Annotated in this window: 20 protein-coding genes and 1 pseudogene; 19 read left to right on the top strand and 2 right to left on the bottom strand. The window is 43.1% G+C overall.

The window, feature by feature from the left end:
* The first annotated feature begins 81 nt into the window (after window positions 1–81).
* The 15 genes and pseudogenes from K8L98_RS23780 to K8L98_RS23710 all read left to right on the top strand — a co-directional run bounded on the left by K8L98_RS23780 (window position 82) and on the right by K8L98_RS23710 (window position 13,690).
* The gene (locus K8L98_RS23780; protein ID WP_275976727.1) at window positions 82–2,310 is read left to right on the top strand and encodes a S8 family serine peptidase; all 2,229 of its coding nucleotides are present in this window, start codon (window positions 82–84) and stop codon (window positions 2,308–2,310) included.
* Window positions 2,311–2,497: 187 nt separating this feature from the next.
* Window positions 2,498–2,719 (top strand): AtpZ/AtpI family protein, encoded by a 222-nt coding sequence (locus tag K8L98_RS23775; protein WP_070877080.1) that lies wholly within the window; start codon window positions 2,498–2,500, stop codon window positions 2,717–2,719.
* 7 nt (window positions 2,720–2,726) lie between these two features.
* On the top strand, window positions 2,727–3,095 hold the full coding sequence (locus K8L98_RS23770; protein WP_223438645.1) for an ATP synthase subunit I: 369 nt from the start codon (window positions 2,727–2,729) through the stop codon (window positions 3,093–3,095).
* A gap of 20 nt (window positions 3,096–3,115) precedes the next feature.
* Window positions 3,116–3,826, top strand: coding sequence for a F0F1 ATP synthase subunit A (atpB, locus tag K8L98_RS23765; protein ID WP_223438644.1), 711 nt, complete (start codon window positions 3,116–3,118; stop codon window positions 3,824–3,826).
* 66 nt (window positions 3,827–3,892) lie between these two features.
* Window positions 3,893–4,105, top strand: coding sequence for a F0F1 ATP synthase subunit C (gene atpE, locus K8L98_RS23760; RefSeq protein WP_029283354.1), 213 nt, complete (start codon window positions 3,893–3,895; stop codon window positions 4,103–4,105).
* A gap of 167 nt (window positions 4,106–4,272) precedes the next feature.
* On the top strand, window positions 4,273–4,791 hold the full coding sequence (atpF, locus tag K8L98_RS23755; RefSeq protein WP_223438643.1) for a F0F1 ATP synthase subunit B: 519 nt from the start codon (window positions 4,273–4,275) through the stop codon (window positions 4,789–4,791).
* A complete protein-coding gene (locus K8L98_RS23750) occupies window positions 4,788–5,333 on the top strand; it encodes a F0F1 ATP synthase subunit delta (RefSeq protein WP_223438642.1) in 546 nt (181 codons plus the stop codon). Before atpF ends, K8L98_RS23750 begins: the two co-directional genes overlap by 4 nt.
* 15 nt (window positions 5,334–5,348) lie before the next feature.
* Window positions 5,349–6,857, top strand: coding sequence for a F0F1 ATP synthase subunit alpha (atpA, locus tag K8L98_RS23745; protein WP_223438641.1), 1,509 nt, complete (start codon window positions 5,349–5,351; stop codon window positions 6,855–6,857).
* An 85-nt stretch (window positions 6,858–6,942) separates the two neighbouring features.
* Entirely contained in the window at window positions 6,943–7,800 is an 858-nt protein-coding gene (atpG, locus tag K8L98_RS23740; protein ID WP_223438640.1) for an ATP synthase F1 subunit gamma, read from the top strand.
* Window positions 7,801–7,869: 69 nt separating this feature from the next.
* Complete coding sequence (gene atpD / locus K8L98_RS23735; protein WP_223438639.1) at window positions 7,870–9,291, top strand: F0F1 ATP synthase subunit beta; 1,422 nt, start codon at window positions 7,870–7,872, stop codon at window positions 9,289–9,291.
* Window positions 9,292–9,316: 25 nt separating this feature from the next.
* Window positions 9,317–9,721 (top strand): F0F1 ATP synthase subunit epsilon, encoded by a 405-nt coding sequence (locus K8L98_RS23730; protein ID WP_070877088.1) that lies wholly within the window; start codon window positions 9,317–9,319, stop codon window positions 9,719–9,721.
* A 263-nt stretch (window positions 9,722–9,984) separates the two neighbouring features.
* Window positions 9,985–11,301, top strand: coding sequence for an MFS transporter (locus tag K8L98_RS23725; RefSeq protein ID WP_223438638.1), 1,317 nt, complete (start codon window positions 9,985–9,987; stop codon window positions 11,299–11,301).
* A 1,029-nt stretch (window positions 11,302–12,330) separates the two neighbouring features.
* Window positions 12,331–12,990: a TIGR03943 family putative permease subunit gene (locus tag K8L98_RS23720; RefSeq protein WP_223438637.1), complete on the top strand. Its 660-nt coding sequence runs from the start codon at window positions 12,331–12,333 to the stop codon at window positions 12,988–12,990.
* 58 nt (window positions 12,991–13,048) lie between these two features.
* Window positions 13,049–13,299 (top strand): annotated as a pseudogene (locus tag K8L98_RS23715) (sugar ABC transporter permease); the annotation flags it as partial.
* A 118-nt stretch (window positions 13,300–13,417) separates the two neighbouring features.
* Entirely contained in the window at window positions 13,418–13,690 is a 273-nt protein-coding gene (locus tag K8L98_RS23710; protein ID WP_223438636.1) for a hypothetical protein, read from the top strand.
* A 101-nt stretch (window positions 13,691–13,791) separates the two neighbouring features.
* Here the strand turns inward: K8L98_RS23710 and K8L98_RS23705 are convergent, their stop codons facing one another.
* On the bottom strand, window positions 13,792–14,991 hold the full coding sequence (locus tag K8L98_RS23705) for an NAD(P)/FAD-dependent oxidoreductase (RefSeq protein ID WP_223438635.1): 1,200 nt from the start codon (window positions 14,989–14,991) through the stop codon (window positions 13,792–13,794).
* Window positions 14,992–15,143: 152 nt separating this feature from the next.
* Between K8L98_RS23705 and K8L98_RS23700 the strand changes: the two genes are divergently transcribed.
* Entirely contained in the window at window positions 15,144–16,130 is a 987-nt protein-coding gene (locus tag K8L98_RS23700; protein WP_223438634.1) for a Gfo/Idh/MocA family protein, read from the top strand.
* A 192-nt stretch (window positions 16,131–16,322) separates the two neighbouring features.
* Here K8L98_RS23700 and K8L98_RS23695 read toward each other — a convergent pair whose 3' ends face one another.
* Window positions 16,323–16,826, bottom strand: coding sequence for a hypothetical protein (locus K8L98_RS23695; RefSeq protein ID WP_223438633.1), 504 nt, complete (start codon window positions 16,824–16,826; stop codon window positions 16,323–16,325).
* A 290-nt stretch (window positions 16,827–17,116) separates the two neighbouring features.
* Here K8L98_RS23695 and K8L98_RS23690 point away from each other — a divergent pair, with 290 nt between their 5' ends.
* Genes K8L98_RS23690 through K8L98_RS23680 form a run of 3 tightly spaced genes read left to right on the top strand, consistent with a single transcriptional unit; the run spans window position 17,117 to window position 19,318 of the window.
* On the top strand, window positions 17,117–17,491 hold the full coding sequence (locus K8L98_RS23690) for an NADH-quinone oxidoreductase subunit A (RefSeq protein ID WP_223438632.1): 375 nt from the start codon (window positions 17,117–17,119) through the stop codon (window positions 17,489–17,491).
* On the top strand, window positions 17,482–18,003 hold the full coding sequence (locus tag K8L98_RS23685) for a NuoB/complex I 20 kDa subunit family protein (protein ID WP_223438631.1): 522 nt from the start codon (window positions 17,482–17,484) through the stop codon (window positions 18,001–18,003). Before K8L98_RS23690 ends, K8L98_RS23685 begins: the two co-directional genes overlap by 10 nt.
* Window positions 17,993–19,318 carry an NADH-quinone oxidoreductase subunit C gene (locus K8L98_RS23680; RefSeq protein ID WP_223438630.1) on the top strand — a complete coding sequence of 442 codons (1,326 nt, stop codon included), beginning with the start codon at window positions 17,993–17,995 and terminating at the stop codon, window positions 19,316–19,318. Before K8L98_RS23685 ends, K8L98_RS23680 begins: the two co-directional genes overlap by 11 nt.
* Window position 19,319: the final 1 nt, after the last annotated feature.

Below are 19,319 nucleotides of genomic sequence, written 5' to 3'. Positions count from 1 at the left end.
TGTCGGAGCATCGCTTGGCGCTTCCGCTTTTCTTACATGAAAGAACCTTCCTTAGAAAAGAATAAGAGGGAGGTGACAAAAATGGGCCGAAAATGCACGATTTCTTTTATATTTTTCATGCTGATTTCTTTTTCAGCACAGGCAAAAACTATCCCTGCTATTCCTAAGGAATCACCAAATAAGACAGAAACAATCATGATTGTAGTTGAAAAAGAACATGCAGAGGCCGTATCCCGAAAAATAACGCAATCTTATCCAAATGTTCACATTCGCCGTACCTATAAAAAAGTATTCAGCGGCTTCACAGTTGAAGGAAAGCATAAAGACCTGACAGCTATTCAGAAAGAACCCCATGTATTGCACGCGAGCCCGGTTACAGCCTATTATGCCGACATTGAAGAAAGTGTCCCGTTTATCGGCGGTAATGAAGTTCGCGGAAAATTCGATTCTCACCATAAAAGGCTGACAGGCAAGGGAGTGAAGGTCGGCATTATTGATACAGGGATAGATTATACGCATCCGGATTTGTTCCGCAGCTATCACGGCGGATCAGATCTCATTGACGGTGACAGTGATCCGATGGAAACAAAAGCGACTGATGGAACGGAAACACTGCACGGTACACATGTGGCCGGAATCATTGCAGCGAATGGAAAACTTCAGGGTGTAGCACCGGAAGCGGAAATCATCGCCTACCGGGCGCTTGGTCCTGGAGGATACGGTACTAGTGAACAAGTGATAGCAGCAATTGAAAAGGCCATTGAAGATAAAGTGGATGTCTTAAACTTATCGCTTGGGAATACAGTCAATGGACCTGACTGGCCTACAAGTCTCGCTTTGGATCGTGCAGTTGAATACGGAATTGTAGCCGTGACATCAAGCGGGAATTCAGGTCCCGGAGTCTGGACAATCGGCTCTCCCGGAACTTCAAGTAAATCCATTTCTGTCGGGGCATCTACACCTCCGCAAAAAATACCTTATTTAAAGCTTAGCGGTACTGGAAAAATGGTTCCAATTACAGCCCTTGCAGGGTCAAAAGAGTGGGACCTTAATCAAGGGGAAGAAATCGTCTTTGCCGGCATCGGTGAAGAACATCAGTATAAATCGGATATGAAAGGGAAAATTGTTCTTGTAGAGAGAGGAAAGATTACGTTTACTGAAAAAGCCCTTTTTGCGGAAAAAGTTGGAGCCAAGGCTATTATCATTTACAACAACATGAAAGGTAACTTTGCGGGAAACCTTGAAATTGAAGTAGGTATTCCGGTTGTCTCTATTTCAAAAGAGGATGGTTCTTGGCTTAAAAAACAATTGGGCAATGGGGCGCTTGTTCGAACATTCTATCAGAATGAGTCCGATCAGCTGGCAGATTTCAGCTCAAGAGGTCCGGTTACTTATACGTGGGAAATCAAGCCGGATGTCGTGGCTCCCGGAGTGGCAATTGACAGCACAGTTCCGAAAGGGTATTTAAGTCTTCAGGGAACAAGTATGTCAGCGCCGCATGTTGCAGGAGCAAGTGCTCTCTTAAAACAGGCGCATCCTGATTGGAACCCGGAGCAAATCAAAGCTGCCTTAATGAATTCAGCAGAGCCATTGAAAGACAAGGAGGGAGTCTACTATGAACCAACCGCGCAGGGAACGGGGAGAATCGATTTAACACGTGCACTGGAAACAGAAGCGCTTCTCTATCCCGGTTCATTGTCATTCGGACAAGTTCCCCTGCACGGTGACCGTATCCGGAAAAAAGTGAAGCTGACTCTTGATAATCAGTCTGATGAAAAAAAGGCTTACACATTTAAATATCCCCCTTACACAAAAGGGCTTCAATGGGGGATCCCGCAAAAAGTAGAGGTAGAACCAAAACAGAAAAAGGATGTATTCGTAACTTTGGATATTTATTCAAATGGAATGGAAGCGGGACTTCATCATGGATGGATGGATGTGGAGGCAGGCGGCCGAATCGAAAAGCTTCCTTATCTATATGTAGTAGATGAACCGGATTACCCCCGTGTGATGGGATTTGAATTTGGATTCGGTGATACAGCAGGAACGTATAAGTACGAGTTTTATCTGCCGGGCGGAGCAGACGAAATGGGAATTGCCCTGTATGACCCGGATACACTCAGATTTGAGGGCTTTCTTGACTGGGGCAGGAATCTTCAAAGAGGAGTTGTCAGGAAGACGTTTAAAAAGGATGAGCTAAAGCTGAAAGAGGGACTCTATAAAGCGGTCATTTTTGCAAGAAAAGGCAACAAGGAAGATACAATGGAAACAGATCTTATCCTAGAAGACTCTGAGGGAAAAAAGCGGTAAAAATCAAATGTGAACTTTTTGTGATAGGCTTTTTTGATTGTCAGTTTTTTGGTTTTAAACCAATTGACTTTGACTAGAGCCTATTGTATGCTAGACGAGGGTAAATGATAAGGTTTTCATACCGCTTTCATATACCGCTTTTATCCCCAGAAAAATCCTTTATTAATCTATTAGCGAGGACTTGTGAATGCGCAAAAAAGAGCGTCATCCAATGCAGGCCATGGCACTAATGACAGGCATTCTATCTCAGCTAGTCGGTTCAACACTAATTGGCATCTTTTCAGGAAGATGGCTCGACCGATATTTCCAGACTGAACCGCTTTTTATGATCATAGGACTGTTCATTGGGCTCGGAATCGGTATTTCCGCGATGATCAAGCTAGTCCACCACTTTTTTTCAGGAGACTGAATCATTCATGTTTGATTTGCACCAGATGTACCACAGATATCGCAAGTATATGTTCTACTTATTGTCCTTTTATGCCGTAGGCTGGGGATTTACCGGGTATCAGTCTGTCTTTTTGGGACTGGCGCTTGGAACAGCACTCAGTTTGTTCAACTTATGGTCAATGGTGCGCAAGCAAGTTCAGTTCGGTGAAGCGATTCAGCAGAATAGGAAGGTCAGGTCATTGGGCACTGCATCCCGATTGGCGTCAGCTGGTTTAGCTGCCCTGCTCGCGATCAAGTTTCCCGAATATCTGAATATGGTTAGTGTCATTATTGGATTAATGACAGTTTATATTGTCATTATGATAGATTATGTTTTTCAACACTCACGCGCTTAGCCGGAAGAGAGGTGAATCTATTGCATCACGAAGCTCCTATAGTAGAGTTTTTAGGCCTTACTTTTAACTTATCCAATGTTTTAATGATCACTGTTGCAAGTGTTATCGTTTTTCTAATAGCGGTACTAGCCACTCGCAAATTGGCAATGAAGCCGACAGGGATGCAGAATTTCTTTGAATGGATCGTTGATTTCGTCAAGGGAATCATCAACAGTTCAATGGACTGGCATACAGGCGGGAAATTCTTGACGCTTGGCGTTACGCTCCTAATGTACATATTTGTATCAAATATGCTCGGGCTGCCGTTTTCAATTGCTGTAAACCATGAGCTATGGTGGAAATCACCTACAGCAGATCCAACAATTACACTGACTCTTGCTGTTATGGTCGTGGCTTTGACACACTATTATGGTGTGAAAATGAAGGGCACAGCTGAGTATGGGAAGGATTTCTTCCGACCGATGGCGTTCCTTTTCCCGATCAAGATCATTGAAGAGTTCGCTAACACGCTGACTCTTGGCTTGCGTCTTTACGGTAACATCTATGCCGGTGAAATCCTTTTGGGACTTCTCGCTGGGCTTGCAGTAACTGGTCCAATCGGCGCTTTATCTGCTGCATTGCCAATGATGGTATGGCAGGCATTCAGTATTTTTGTAGGTTCCATCCAAGCATTTATCTTTGTAATGTTAACAATGGTTTATATGTCTCACAAAGTGAGCAGCGACCATTAATTAATATGTTTCAACAGTTTAATCAGAATCAAAAACTTTTTAATAATTTGAGAGGGGATTTATATAATGAATTTAATCGCAGCTGCAATTGCAATCGGCTTAGCGGCACTAGGTGCTGGTATTGGTAATGGTCTTATCGTTTCACGTACAGTAGAAGGTGTTGCTCGTCAGCCTGAACTACAAGGTAAGCTTCAAACAATCATGTTCATCGGTATCGCATTAGTTGAGGCACTTCCTATCATCGGAGTAGTTATCGCGTTTATCGTATTAGGAAGTTAATAAAGAGACAGGTTCTCTACATAAATGGCGAAGATCGTTTTTTACCCTTCTTCGCCATTGCTTTATGTTTCTATTTAAATATGCGGCCGAGAGTCAAACAGAACAATCTCGTGCTTTTTTTTGATAGTAACCCATCATGGAACTCTTGAAGGGAGTGAAACCGGGCAATGTTAACGTCAAATCTAGTAGTTGGTGCAGGTTTACATTTAAATACTGGAGACATTGTATTCCAGCTGGTCATTTTCTTAATCTTACTTGCATTGCTGAGAAAATATGCTCTTGGACCTGTTATGAATATGATGAAACAGCGCGAAGAGCACATTGCATCTGAAATCAGCGCGTCTGAAGCTAAACACGCGGAAGCTAAGAAGCTTGCTGAAGAGCAGCGTGAACTATTAAAGCAGGCAAGACTTGAATCTCAGGGTTTAGTTGAAAGTGCGAAGAAGCTTGGTGAAAAGCAAAAGGAAGAAATCATCCAAGTCGCTCGTTCAGAAGCAGAACGCCTGAAGCAGTCTGCATTTAAAGAAATTGCTCAGGAAAAAGAGCAAGCTGTTGCCGCTCTGCGTGAGCAAGTAGCTTCATTATCTATTTTAATTGCTACGAAGGTTATTGAAAAAGAATTAAATGAAAAAGAACAAGAAAAGCTTATCCAGGATTATATTAAAGAGGTAGGCGAAGGCCGATGAGTAAAGAAATAGTTGCAGCTCGCTATGCATTGGCTCTTTTTCAAATCGCAAAGGAAAACGGCACAATTGACAAGTTCGAAGAGGAATTGCTTGTTATCCAGAAGGTAACTAAAGAAAATCCTGAATTATTAAACGTGCTTAAACATCCAAAAGTGCTTCTAGAAAAGAAAAAATCCATGATGAGTGAAGCGTTCGCTTCTTTATCTCAACCAATTTTAAGTACAATTTTACTCTTGATTGAACGTCAAAGAATCAATGTGATTCCTGAGCTTGCTGATCATTTTGTGAAGCTTGCCAATGACGAACGCGGCACAGAAGACGCCATTGTCTATTCTGTCAGACTGCTGGATCAAGATGAATTAACAGCGCTGTCTGATACGTTTGCCAAAAAAATCGGCAAAACATCTCTTCGTTTAAGAAATGTTATTGATCAGAATCTGATCGGCGGAGTGAAGCTTCGTATCGGCAATCGCATTTATGATGGAAGTATAAGCGGAAAGCTTGAACGTATAGAGCGACAACTTGTTGCAAAAAGATCGTAGATAGGGGTGAAACTCATGAGCATCAAAGCAGAAGAAATTAGTGCACTGATTAAAAAGCAAATCGAAAGCTATCAGTCTGATATCAAAGTTAGTGATGTAGGTACAGTTATCCAGATTGGTGACGGTATCGCCCGTGCTCATGGCCTCGACAATGTCATGGCTGGAGAGCTTGTTGAATTTTCAAACGGCGTAATGGGTATGGCTCAAAACCTTGAGTCAAACAACGTAGGTATCATTATCCTTGGACCTTACTCTGATATCCGTGAAGGTGACGAAGTTCGCCGTACTGGACGCATCATGGAGGTTCCGGTTGGTGAAGCGTTAATCGGACGCGTCGTAAACTCTCTAGGACAGCCTGTTGATGGCCTTGGTCCAATCGAAACAACACATACTCGCCCAATTGAGAGCCCGGCTCCAGGCGTTATGGACCGTAAATCGGTTCATGAACCATTGCAAACTGGAATTAAAGCGATTGACTCTCTAATTCCAATCGGCCGCGGCCAGCGTGAGTTAATTATCGGTGACCGTCAAACAGGTAAAACATCTGTTGCCATCGATACAATCCTAAACCAAAAGAACGAAGATATGATCTGTATTTACGTTGCAATCGGACAAAAAGAATCTACTGTCCGCGGCGTAGTTGAAACTCTTCGCAAAAATGGCGCATTAGACTACACAATCGTTGTTACAGCATCTGCTTCACAGCCGGCACCGCTATTATTCTTAGCTCCTTATACTGGTGTTACTATGGGTGAGCATTTCATGTACAACGGCAAGCACGTTTTGGTTGTTTATGATGATTTAACAAAACAAGCATCTGCTTACCGTGAACTTTCATTATTATTACGCCGTCCTCCAGGCCGCGAAGCATATCCTGGTGACGTATTCTACTTGCATTCACGCCTTCTTGAGCGTGCAGCAAAACTTAGTGATGCAAAAGGCGCTGGTTCATTAACAGCTCTTCCGTTCATTGAGACACAAGCTGGAGATGTATCTGCATACATTCCAACAAACGTAATTTCCATCACTGATGGACAAATCTTCTTGCAGTCTGACTTATTCTTCTCAGGTGTACGTCCAGCGGTTAACGCCGGTCTATCTGTATCACGTGTTGGAGGATCTGCACAGATCAAAGCAATGAAAAAAGTATCAGGTACACTGCGTCTTGACCTTGCTTCTTACCGTGAGCTAGAAGCATTTGCTCAATTCGGATCTGACCTTGATAAAGCAACTCAAGCGAAATTAAACCGCGGAGCACGTACGGTTGAAGTTTTGAAACAAGGCTTGAACAAACCTCTTGCAGTTGAAAAGCAAGTTGCGATTCTTTACGCTTTAACTCGCGGATTCCTTGATGATATCCCAGTTGAAGATATTAAACGCTTTGAAGAAGAGTACTATGTATTCTTAGATCAAAACCATAAAGCATTGCTTGATCATATTCGAACAACTGGTGGACTTCCTGAAGACAACGACTTCAATGCTGCTATTGCTGCATTCAAAAAAACATTCGCGATTACTGAATAATGAGGTGAAGTATGAAGGCAGGCCTTCATACTTTATCTTAAGATAATGAATCAGGTTGATTTTTATAAAAAGGTGGTGAGAACCTTTGGCATCATTACGCGACATTAAATCAAGAATCACCTCAACGAAGAAAACAAGCCAGATTACTAAGGCAATGGAGATGGTTTCAGCCGCAAAGCTGAACCGCGCCGAAAACAACGCAAAAGCGTTTGTGCCTTATATGGATAAGATACAAGAGGTGGTTGCAAACATAGCTTTAGGCAGTACGGGTGTGTCTCATCCAATGCTTGTCAGCCGTCCCGTTAAGAAAACAGCGTATCTTGTGATCACGTCTGACCGAGGATTAGCTGGTGCCCTTAACAGTAACGTTTTGCGTGCCGTTTACCAGGCAATGCAAAAGCGCCACACGTCGAAAGATGAGTACGCTGTAATTGCAATCGGTAAAATTGGACGTGAATTCTTCAAGAAGCGCGGTGTTCAAATCGCTCTTGAAGTGACTGGTATTGCAGATGACACATCATTTGCTGAGATTAAAGATATTGCAACAAACACAGTTAATATGTTCAATGATGGAACATTTGACGAAATCTACGTGTATTACAATCATTTCGCAAGTGTTATTCAGCAGGACGTAACAGAAACGAAGCTTCTTCCTCTTTCTGATCTAGCTGGCTCTTCTAAGAAAACATCTTACGAATTTGAGCCTTCTGAGGAAGAGATTTTAGAAGTGTTATTACCACAATATGCTGAAAGTCTCATCTACGGAGCACTTTTAGACAGTAAAGCTTCTGAGCATGCTGCGCGTATGTCAGCGATGAAAAATGCGACAGACAATGCGAAAGAACTTATCAACAGTCTTACTCTTTCATATAACCGTGCACGTCAGGCTGCGATTACACAGGAAATTACCGAAATCGTCGGCGGAGCTGCGGCACTCGAATAGACAAACAGGCCCAATATATGGGTTCCATAGACAGAAATGTTCTGCACTAGCAAGTTAGGAGGGAAAACGATGAATAAAGGACGCGTTACTCAAGTTATGGGTCCGGTTGTTGACGTAAAGTTCCAAAGTGGTCAGCTTCCTGAAATCTATAACGCCCTTAAAGTTACATTCAAAGGACGAAGCGAAAATGAAGCAGCGTCAGAATTAACATTAGAAGTTGCCCTTCACCTAGGTGACGACACGGTTCGTACCGTAGCGATGGCATCAACAGATGGCCTTGTTCGCGGAAGTGAAGTTTTAGATACAGGTGCTCCAATCTCAGTTCCAGTTGGAGATGTTACACTAGGCCGTGTATTTAACGTATTAGGTGATAACATTGATTTGGATGAAGCAATTCCTGCTGAATCTCGTCGTGATCCAATTCACAGACTAGCACCTAAATTCGATCAGCTTTCTACTGAGGTAGAAATTCTTGAAACGGGAATCAAAGTAGTTGACCTTCTTGCACCTTACATCAAAGGCGGAAAAATCGGTCTTTTCGGAGGTGCGGGTGTTGGTAAAACCGTACTTATCCAAGAACTTATCAACAACATCGCTCAAGAGCATGGCGGTATCTCTGTATTCGCTGGTGTTGGAGAGCGTACTCGTGAAGGAAATGACCTTTACCATGAGATGACTGATTCTGGTGTTATCAAGAAAACAGCGATGGTTTTCGGACAAATGAATGAGCCGCCTGGAGCACGTATGCGTGTAGCTCTTACAGGTCTTACAATGGCTGAATACTTCCGTGATGATCAAGGACAAGACGTTCTTTTCTTCATGGATAACATTTTCCGTTTCACTCAAGCAGGTTCAGAGGTATCTGCCCTTCTTGGCCGTATGCCATCTGCCGTTGGTTACCAGCCGACACTTGCTACTGAAATGGGTCAATTGCAAGAGCGCATCACGTCTACAAACGTTGGTTCTGTAACGTCGATTCAAGCAATCTACGTTCCTGCCGATGACTATACGGATCCGGCTCCTGCAACAACTTTCGCTCACTTGGATGCAACAACAAACCTTGAGCGTAAACTTTCTGAAATGGGTATTTACCCAGCGGTGGATCCACTTGCTTCAACATCTCGTGCATTATCTCCTGAAATCGTTGGAGAAGAGCACTATTCTGTTGCACGTCAAGTACAGCAAACACTGCAGCGTTACAAAGAATTACAAGATATCATTGCGATCCTTGGTATGGATGAGCTTAATGACGAAGATAAATTAGTCGTGTCCCGTGCACGTCGTATTCAATTCTTCTTATCCCAAAACTTCCACGTAGCTGAGCAGTTTACTGGTCAAGCAGGTTCTTACGTTCCTGTTAAAGAAACAGTTCGCGGCTTCAAGGAAATCCTTGAAGGCAAATACGATCATCTTCCAGAAGATGCATTCCGTCTTGTTGGACGCATTGAAGATGTTATCGAAAGTGCGAAGAACATGGGTGTAGAAGTATAATTTGGGACGCAGGAGGGTATAGAGTATGAAGACAGTACAAGTCAATGTCGTTACTCCCGATGGCCCAGTTTACGATGCAGACGTCGAAATGGTAAGCGTAAAGGCTCAAAGCGGTGAGCTCGGAATCTTGCCAGGTCATATTCCGTTGGTTGCTCCTTTGCAAATCGGAGCAGTTCGGTTGAAAACAGGAAAATCCACGGAACTCGTGGCTGTTAGCGGCGGCTTTTTAGAAGTACGGCCTGACAAAGTCACAATCTTGGCACAAGCTGCTGAGACTGTAGAAGATATTGATTTAACTCGTGCACAATCTGCGAAAGAACGCGCTGAACAGCGTCTGAACAAAAGTACAGACGACATCGATTTCAAGCGTGCCGAACTTGCTTTGCGCCGAGCAATGAATCGAATTAACGTATCACAGAATAAAATCTAAGAAAGAAATCCCTGGGACCTGGTCCCGGGGATTTTTTCGTTTTTCTGGAATGATTTCTCGGGCAGCACATCTTTTTATAAATCTTTGGGATTATGATAATTCGGCTATTTTTTGTCGTTTAAAAATAGAAACAATGGCATGTATACCAATATATAAAATTAATGCTACCATTAACTTAAATTTCAACAAAATTCAAACTATTCTTTGTCGATTTATGGATAATTGTCATAATTCGAACAGATACATCAAGAGGAGGATATACAGTGAATCAATCTAGTGAGCGCGCAAATAAGCGTCGAATAACCGGAAACATTTTCAAAGGTTCAGTTGGAAATTTGATCGAATGGTACGACTGGTATGTTTATTCTGCTTTCGCCGTATATTTCTCTGAAGCGTTCTTCCCCAAGGGAGATCCTACCAGCCAGCTGCTCAACACAGCAGCAATATTCGCGGTAGGCTTCCTGATGCGTCCTTTAGGGAGCTTGCTGATGGGCCGTTATGCTGATCGTCATGGCCGGCGTGCAGCACTGACGCTTTCCATTACCGTCATGGCCGGTGGTTCTCTGATCATTGCCTTAACCCCAAGTTATGCCACCATTGGTGTGATGGCTCCCGCTATTCTTGTTCTCGCTCGCCTGCTCCAAGGGCTGTCGCTGGGCGGAGAGTATGGAACATCTGCAACGTACCTTTCAGAGATGGCCAGCAGCGGCAGACGCGGCTTCTATTCAAGCTTTCAATATGTCACACTTGTTGCAGGACAGCTGCTGGCCCTTGGTGTCCAGATTGTCCTTCAGCAAACACTCAGCGAATCCGATATGATGTCCTGGGGATGGCGGATTCCATTCGTCATCGGAGCAATGGGTGCGTTGGCCGTATTGTGGCTGCGCCGCACGATGGATGAATCAGAGCAATTCTCAAACATGGGTTCAAAAAGCAGGGAGAACGCAGGTACTATCAGAACTCTGATGAAACACCCAAAGGCTGTGCTGACAGTGGTTGGACTTACACTCGGCGGAACAGTCGCCTTCTATACATATACGACATATTTACAGAAGTATATGGTGAATACTGTAGGCCTTGATAAGGAAGTTGTCAGTTTGATTAACTTTATAGCCCTGCTTATATTCGTCGTGCTTCAACCGCTAGCAGGCATGCTGTCTGACAAAATCGGGCGCCGTCCTCTATTGATAAGTTTTGGTATCTTGGGTACGCTGTTCACGGTGCCGCTTTTCTTGATCATGGAGCAGACGAAGAGTCCTATCGTTGCATTCTTGCTTATGATGGCGGGTCTCATCATTATCACCGGTTACACTTCCATTAATGCAATTGTAAAAGCCGAGCTCTTCCCGACTGAAATTAGAGCGCTTGGGGTTGGTTTCCCTTACGCACTCACTGTTGCAGTGTTTGGCGGAACTGCGGAGTTTATTGCGCTATGGCTGAAGAGCTCTGGAGTAGAGACATTCTTTTATTTCTACGTAGCTGCATGTATTGCGGTCAGTTTAATCTCCTACTTGCGAATGGGTGAGTCTTCGAAAGTCTCCCATATCGAAGCCGAGATTGATGCCATGAAAAAACGCTAGCTGTCCATGAGCTTTCAAAAAAGATAAATGATCTTGGATTCGGACCATTTCTTAAAGAAATGGTTCTTTGTTTTTAAGAAAGTCTAACCCGAAATCACGCAATGAGTACACACATTTAGGGTTGAACCAGAAAAGGGAAATCATACGCAAGCAATGACTACTCGATTTCAGGATTGAGCCAGAAAAGAGGAATCATACAAACCCGATGAGTACACAAATTCAGGGTTAATCCAGAAAAGAGGAATCAAACACACCCAATGAGTACACAAATTCAGGGTTGAGCCAGAAAAGGGGAATCATACGGACTCAATGAGTACCCAAATTCAGGGTTGAGCCAGAAAAGGGGAATCATACGGATTCAATGAGTACACAAATTCAGGATTGAGCCAGAAAAGGGGAATCATACGGACTCAATGAGTATACAAATTCAGGGTTGAGCCAGAAAAGGGGAATCAAACACACCCAATGAGTACCCAAATTCAGGGTTAAGCCAGAAAAGGGGAATCATACACACCCGATGAGTACACAAATTCAGGGTTAAGCCAGAAAAGGGGAATCAAACAAACCCAATGAGTACACAAATTCAGGGTTGAGCCAGAAAAGGGGAATCATACGGATTCAATGAGTACACAAATTCAGGATTGAGCCAGAAAAGGGGAATCATTCGGATTCAATGAGTACCCAAATTCAGGGTTGAGCCAGAATAGGGGAATCACATACACCCAATGAGTACACAAATTCATGGTTAAGCCAGAAAAGGGGAATCAAACACACCCAATGAGTACACAAATTCAGGGCTAAGCCAGAAAAGGGGAATCATACGGATTCAATGAGTACACAAATTAGAAATCATACGCAAGCAGGGAGTACGCTGACATTTTCAGACGATGATCGGGTACATTGAAAAATATCAGCACGCGCGAAGTAATTCTGGGATTGGAAGTTTCTGCTTTACGAAACTTCCTTCTTTTTTGTTAAACTAAAGAGAGGGCAGTTCCCGGTAATTAAACGGAGTAGGAGTAATGACTTATGAAAAAGTTTTTAACGGCTTTAGGTCTTCTGATCATAGCAGGTATTGTATTTATGATAAGTATGCAGCCAGAAAAAGAAGAGAGAGAGCCTGAAAAACAAGAAGCAACTCAGGAAAAAGAGGAACCATTGGCGAATGCGAAAGAGTATCTGGAAGATCCTGATGGATATATGAAAAAGTTAGATGAAAAATATAAACCTGATCATGAAGATGATCATCATGCGGAAGATAAACCTGATGAATATTATGAAAATCAGAAAAATGATTTATTGAAAATGGATAAAATCATCCTTTCAAATGAAAATTATATCTCCATATTGGAAGTTCTTGATCGATTTCCAAAGGAGTTTGCGGGAAAACAGGTTGAATTGACTGGTTTTGTCTTCCGTGAAAAAGATTTTTCAGAAACGCAGCTTGTTATTGCAAGAAGCGGTGATCCCTGCTGTACAGATGAGCACGACGGGTTATACGGCCTGCTTTCCAGGATGGAAAATGCAAAAAATCTTCTTGATAGTCAATGGGTTAACGTCACAGGGGAACTAAGTACAAATACGTATTCCGGAGCTGAGGTACCTTATCTGCTAATTAAAAAGGCAGTAAAAATAAAACCTCCCGCACAGCCCTATGTCTATGAGGGTAAAGACACCCATACTGACTGAAGAAGAAACGTCTTTCTTTCGGCGCAAAATAAAAAGGCAGTATCGCTGATGATTCGTTAGCGGTACAGCCTTTGCAGGGAACATGTATGAGCTTGATGCCATTGTAGCCTGTGCCATCGGCGGAACAAGCTTAATGGGCGGAATCGGCACCATTCCAGGCGCCATCATAGGAGCCCTTGTTATGGCAAGTCTTGTTAACGGCATGAGCATGATAAATATCGATGCCTACTGGCAGCTGATTGTAAAAGGAAGCATTTTGGCCTTGATGTGTGGTTTGATATATACAGCCGGAATAAGAAGAAAAGATAGCTTTCGAACGCCTGCACTTTGGTGCGGCGTTTTATTCTTTAAGTTTCTATGTTTTGCAAAAGAAAGAAGCGGGTAATTAAAAGTATGCAACAAATTCACTGCGAAAGGAGCAACTTGTATGAGACAGAAAACTTTAATTTCAGGTATTGCCTTATCAACAGTCGGAGTCGGAGTGACATCCTATTTATTAAAGGATAAATCAAACCGTCAAAAGGTAACAGGATTCGTTCAAAGCGCCAAAAACAAGATTCCCTACTTTGCACGCAAAAACACAGATGCATTCCCTGTTGAAAAAGCGGGTCATCCAGATCCTCATGACGTTGAAGATAATAAAATGGTCTCAGAGGGCTCCATGTATCCCGTTCAATACTATGATGAAAAGAAGAAATAAATGGTGCAGCATTGCCTGATGGCGGTGCTGTTTTTTTGTTTGCTGAAAATCGTTTTTTGCTCCCAGCATAAAAAACAGGAAAAGCCAAAGCTTTTCCCGTTTTATCTATCCAATCTCACAATTTCTGCATCAGGATGAGAGTCATAAAGAATCAAGTCCTTTAAGATTTCAGCGCCAAGCATGGAATAGACGGTTCCATTTCCGCCAAAGCCAAGCAAGTAATAAACATTTTTTTTCTTTGGATGCTTTCCGATGAATGGCAATCCGTCGTCTGATTCACCAAAGCTTGCACCCCATACGGAATCAACTTCCATTTCATAACTCGGATAATGCTCCCTGACTTTGTCCAAAATCCGCTGACCGCGTTCGCGGATCGTTTCTTTGCTGCTTGGAGCTTCCATTCTCTCTTCATCAAGCCCTCCGGCAACAATTCTGCCGTCGACCGTAGTCCGCATATAGAAGTAGGGGCGCTTCGTTTCCCAAATCAGGTTTTTGTCTTCCCAATGATTAAGATAGTGTACTGGGGTAGTGACGATCGCAAAAGTTCGATTCACTTCGGCTCCCAATTTTTTCGCGAATGGAATCGTTTCGTAGCCGGTCGAATAGATGACTTTTTTTGCTGCAATTTTTCCATGTGCAGATTGGAAATAGACGTACTCATCATCTCTGTCAGTCTCTTCAATTTCTGTATTCTCAAAAATCCGGACGCCATTGTGATGAGCGTCCTCCATCAAAGTCTGGATAAATTTATACGGGTTCACTTCGGCATCGCCATCTGTCAAAAGAGCGGCCGGCTTCTCAAATCCAAATCGCTCTTTTATTTCGTCTTTTTTAAAAAAATCTACAGGGAAACCATGTTTAGAAAGAGCTTTAAACTCTTTTTTCAGTTTTGATTTGTCACCTGAAGTGCTTGCATAATACAGGCTTTTTCTTCTGATGAAATCGACTTCTTTCGATAAGCTTTTAGCTGCAAGCTCAAGCTCATCTACTGCTTTTAAACACATTTTATAAAAACGGACCGCTTTCTCTTCACCTATTTTTTTGATGAATTCATGGAGCATCGTATCATTTGAAAACTGCAGGAGCCCTGTATTTGCACTTGAACTGCCGCTGCCGACGGTTCTTTTTTCCACTAAAATTGTATCTAAATCATACTTTGAAAGGGTGTGAGCACACAAAGCACCAGACATTCCCCCTCCAACGATGAGGACATCGCATGTTATGGTATCTTGAAGCTCAGGATATGCCTGAACATGGCTGACCGTTTGAGGCCAATATAGAGAACCGTTATGAAGCTTCATTCGTTTTCCCCCTTAGGATATAACAGGCATATTCCCTCTTTTAGCCAAAGAAAAAACCTCTTTTAAAAAAATATCCAAAAATTGAAAAGGAAATCAGGTGTCCGAAAAGGAAGTTACTATATAAGTGTGAAAAAATTCCGGGAGGGAAAAAAATGATTTCAGTCGCAATGCTGAGCAAATGGCACGTTCATGCCGTTGATTATGAAAGAGATATACATAACAGTTCTAAATTGAATATTACGCATGTATGGGATGAGGACAAAGAAAGAGGGCAGCGGTGGGCAAATGAACTGAATGTTCCATTTGAACCTGAGCTTGAGAAGGTTCTAGGCAATCCTGCTATTGAAGGGGTGGTTGTTGACACGCCGACTAACATGCACAAGGAAGTCATCATAAAAGCAGCACAGAATGGAAAGCACATTTTCACAGAAAAAGTACTTGCGTTAACAACAGCTGATTGCAAAGAAATCTTTGAAGCAGTCGAGAAAGCGGGAGTTTCTCTTGTGGTCTCAATGCCTAGGCTCACCACAAACTATTACCTCTATGCTGAAAAAGCACTGAAGGATGGCTTAATTGGAGAACTCAAAATGGCAAGATGCCGTGTCGCTCATAACGGTTCAGTGCCTTCAGCGGAAAACCCTGAAGGATGGCTGCCTGCACACTTCTACAATGCTGAGCAATGCGGCGGAGGGGCTCTCATAGATTTAGGGGCTCATCCGATCTATTTGCTCAACCGCCTTGCAGGAAAACCTAAAGAAGTATCCGCTCATTTTGATTACGTCTATACAAAAGAAGTCGAAGACCAGGCTTCTGTCATCGTTTCCTATGAGGAAGGTGTAACTGGCGTGATTGAAACCTCGTTTGTTTCACACGGAAGTCCGTTTTATCTAGAATTATACGGAACAGAAGGATGTCTGCTGATTCAGGATGGAAAAGTGGAGCTGAGAAATGGCGAAGGTACTCATGTGATTGAACAGCTGCCAAAAGAGCTTCCGATTCCAATGGAACAATGGGCGGATGCCATCCAGTCTGGAAAAACACCGTCTATTTCGAATGAGGATGCCCTCCTGTTAACGGCAGTGAACGAAGCGGCGATTCAGTCGAATACTGAAAAGCGGAGAATAACGATCATCGTATAAAGACGAAGGACTCTTTTTAATGGTCCTTTTATCAAGAAAACACATTTAATGAAGCATATAAAAAAGTGAGGGAGCCATAATTTTTTATGGCTCTTTTTTTGCCAATAAATTCAAAAATAATGAAAAATATCCATCATCTTAAATAGATTAAATATTCATAATCATATAAAATAAAAGGAACCAAACAAAAAACTAGTTTGGTCCCATTTTCTTCGCTTTTCTCTCATATCGCTTATATAATTGATGCATTTTCTGTCCGGATGCGTCTTTTGCAGTCATGTAGTGATCTTCAAAAAGGTTAGAAAAATAAGTCGCCCTGCGTCCGCACTGCAGTCCCATAACATAGGCGCCTTCAGTAAAAGAATATTCTTTGACGATCCATGAAGCTCCATCCAAGTGAATCGTGACGACTTCACCAAAGTATATGCTCATGCATTCTTCCAAGTCCCTAATGGACAACTGAAAGTCACGGAACTTATTTTCCTGAAAAAATGAAAAGTACACTTCTTCAAGTTCAATTAAACTTTTTACCGAATAGTTTAATGTTAAGCCGAGTTCTGCATATATATCTTCTAATAGAGACAAGTTCTCTTTCCGTTGTTCATAGTAATACACTTTGGCCGCTTCTTCATTTTCAAAGACAGGCAAATTCCTGCCATAATCTGTTTCAATTTGATGATTATAAGATTCTAGCATTCTGTCACCTCGCGTCTTTTGTTCAATTGCAAGTATATCATCCTGATGACTTTAATAGAGCAGCTTACATTAAAGCTACAAAGGAGGTGAATTTTGGATTTATAAAATAAATGAACCCGTTCCGCGTTTCGGGGTGTCCTTTTCCGGTGAATTCTTATCTGCCATGCCTGGGCTAAACAGTCGGTTCCGCATTTCGGATTATATACACGAATTGGATAATGATGTTATAATGTTAGCGGTTACATTTATAATATTTTGAGAATTCTACTATTTTTAACAGGGGGAAATGGATGGAATCACTAAACGTATATTTAAATAATTACTTAATCGTTGTCGTTTTCCTGCTCCTTGGCATTTTGCTTCCTGTTGTCGCTCTCGGAATAGGCCGGATTTTGAGGCCGAACGCACCGAGCGAGGCAAAAGCAACCACATACGAAAGCGGAATTGATCCATACCATGATTCACGCGTGCAGTTTAATGTCCGCTATTATATGTTTGGTCTCCTGTTTGTCATTTTTGACGTTGAAACCGTGTTTTTATATCCGTGGGCAGTCGCATATGAGAAGTTAGGCGTGTTTGCCCTCATTGAAATGCTCATTTTTGTCATCATGCTCGTCATCGGGCTAGTCTACGCATGGAAGAAGAAGGTGCTGAAATGGACTTAAATGTAACGAATATACCTCAGGATGAAATGGAAGAACTGAAGCGCAGCGTCTTTTTAACAACGCTTGAAGAGCTGAAGGGCTGGGCGAGAAGCAATTCCTTGTGGCCGCTGACTTTCGGGCTTGCCTGCTGTGCAATTGAAATGATGGGTGTCGGTTCGTCCCACTACGATTTGGACCGATTCGGATCCTTTTTCCGGACATCACCCCGCCAGTCCGATGTCATGATCGTCTCAGGAACAGTGACGAAAAAAATGGCTCCGGTTCTAAAGCGCCTCTACGATCAAATGCCTGAACCGAAATGGGTCATTGCCATGGGCTCTTGTGCAACAGCAGGAGGTCCCTATATTAAATCATACGCAGTTGTAAAAGGAGTCGACCAGATTGTGCCGGTTGATGTGTACATTCCTGGATGTCCTCCTAATCCTGCCGCTCTTATCTACGGAATTAACAAGCTGAAAGAAAAAATCCGTTATGAGGCGAAAACAGGGAGTGAAATAATCCATGAGCGATGAGAAAGACATCCAGCAGCTAAAACGTGAGGCCGCTCAAAAGGCAAAGGAAGCTGCCCTGAAAAAGCTGGCTGAAAAGCAGGCAAATCAAGTAAACATACCTACAGACAGCACAGAGCTTGCGAAACAGAAGGCGGCAGCTGCTGCAAAAGCAAAGGCCGCGGCCCTTGCGAAACAAAAAGCGCAGGAAGCTAAAGCGAATGAAACGATAGATGACGCTAACCTCGCGAAGCAAAAAGCAGCAGCTGCGGCAAAAGCGAAAGCCGCTGCACTTGCAAAGCAAAAGGCAAAGGAAACAGCTGAACCGGCAGATGAGGCAGCTCTCGCGAAACAGAAAGCGGCAGCGGCCGCAAAAGCGAAGGCAGCAGCACTTGCAAAACAGAAAGCGAAGCAAGCGGAGGGAGCCGGCAACGAAACATCAGATGACTTTGCACTTGCGAAACAAAAAGCAGTCGCAGCCGCAAAAGCGAAAGCAGCAGCATTGGCAAAACAGAAAGCGAAGCAAGCGGAGGGAGCTGGCAACGAATCAGCAGATGACCTTGCACTTGCGAAACAAAAAGCAGTCGCAGCCGCAAAAGCAAAGGCGGCAGCCCTCGCGAAGCAAAAAGCAAAATCAGAAGGTGCTCCGGCAGATGATGTAGCCAAGCAAAAAGCAGCAGCTGTCGCAAAGGCAAAAGCCGCAGCAGCCGCGAAAGCAAAGGCTTCCCGTGAAAATCTTTCAGATGACGAGTTGGCTAAAGAAAAGGCAAAGGCCATCGCAGCCGCAAAAGCAAAAGCAGCAGCTGCAGCAAAAGCGAAGAAACTCACTCCAGAAGAGCAGCCTCAACAAGAAGAACCTTCACCAAATGAGCCCATTTTAGAAAAATATGTAAAAGTAATCGAGGAGCATCTCGGCAAAGAAGTTTTAGAAGAATCCTATATTAATAGGCTGTCTAAAGATAATCCGACACTTGTTGCAAAGAAAGAATCCTATTTTACCATCGCCAAGTTTTTAAAAGAACAGGAAGAATTGGCATTTGATTACGTCTCTGAATTGCATGGCACTGATTTTGAAACACATATGGAAATGTACGTTTATCTTTTTTCCTACGTCCACCGCCATACAGTTGTGCTGAAAGTAAAGCTTGACCGCGACAAGCCTGAAATTGATTCCCTTGAACCGCTTTGGAAAGGAGCGGATTGGCCTGAGCGCGAAGCATTTGATTTGCTTGGGATTCATTTTACCGGCCACCCGAACCTGACAAGAATTATGATGCCGGATGATTGGGTCGGGCATCCTCTTCGCAAAGATTATGAACCCTATGATGTGGAGGTGTAGC

The sequence above is a fragment of the Metabacillus dongyingensis genome (assembly GCF_019933155.2).
GTDB lineage: Bacteria > Bacillota > Bacilli > Bacillales > Bacillaceae > Bacillus_P > Bacillus_P dongyingensis.
The sequence above is the reverse complement of the archived record's forward strand: the minus strand, read 5'-3'. Positions and strand labels throughout refer to the sequence as shown.

Excerpts from the sequence above, each read along its gene's own strand:
- K8L98_RS23690 (WP_223438632.1), top strand. The coding sequence starts at position 17,117 with ATGGAATCACTAAACGTATATTTAAATAATTACTTAATCGTTGTCGTT.
- atpA (WP_223438641.1), top strand. The coding sequence starts at position 5,349 with ATGAGCATCAAAGCAGAAGAAATTAGTGCACTGATTAAAAAGCAAATC.
- K8L98_RS23750 (WP_223438642.1), top strand. The coding sequence starts at position 4,788 with ATGAGTAAAGAAATAGTTGCAGCTCGCTATGCATTGGCTCTTTTTCAA.
- K8L98_RS23710 (WP_223438636.1), top strand. The coding sequence starts at position 13,418 with ATGAGACAGAAAACTTTAATTTCAGGTATTGCCTTATCAACAGTCGGA.
- K8L98_RS23780 (WP_275976727.1), top strand. The coding sequence starts at position 82 with ATGGGCCGAAAATGCACGATTTCTTTTATATTTTTCATGCTGATTTCT.
- K8L98_RS23775 (WP_070877080.1), top strand. The coding sequence starts at position 2,498 with ATGCGCAAAAAAGAGCGTCATCCAATGCAGGCCATGGCACTAATGACA.
- K8L98_RS23730 (WP_070877088.1), top strand. The coding sequence starts at position 9,317 with ATGAAGACAGTACAAGTCAATGTCGTTACTCCCGATGGCCCAGTTTAC.
- K8L98_RS23685 (WP_223438631.1), top strand. The coding sequence starts at position 17,482 with ATGGACTTAAATGTAACGAATATACCTCAGGATGAAATGGAAGAACTG.
- K8L98_RS23705 (WP_223438635.1), bottom strand. The coding sequence starts at position 14,991 with ATGAAGCTTCATAACGGTTCTCTATATTGGCCTCAAACGGTCAGCCAT.
- K8L98_RS23770 (WP_223438645.1), top strand. The coding sequence starts at position 2,727 with ATGTTTGATTTGCACCAGATGTACCACAGATATCGCAAGTATATGTTC.
- K8L98_RS23680 (WP_223438630.1), top strand. The coding sequence starts at position 17,993 with ATGAGCGATGAGAAAGACATCCAGCAGCTAAAACGTGAGGCCGCTCAA.
- K8L98_RS23700 (WP_223438634.1), top strand. The coding sequence starts at position 15,144 with ATGATTTCAGTCGCAATGCTGAGCAAATGGCACGTTCATGCCGTTGAT.
- atpF (WP_223438643.1), top strand. The coding sequence starts at position 4,273 with ATGTTAACGTCAAATCTAGTAGTTGGTGCAGGTTTACATTTAAATACT.
- atpD (WP_223438639.1), top strand. The coding sequence starts at position 7,870 with ATGAATAAAGGACGCGTTACTCAAGTTATGGGTCCGGTTGTTGACGTA.
- K8L98_RS23695 (WP_223438633.1), bottom strand. The coding sequence starts at position 16,826 with ATGCTAGAATCTTATAATCATCAAATTGAAACAGATTATGGCAGGAAT.
- K8L98_RS23720 (WP_223438637.1), top strand. The coding sequence starts at position 12,331 with ATGAAAAAGTTTTTAACGGCTTTAGGTCTTCTGATCATAGCAGGTATT.
- atpE (WP_029283354.1), top strand. The coding sequence starts at position 3,893 with ATGAATTTAATCGCAGCTGCAATTGCAATCGGCTTAGCGGCACTAGGT.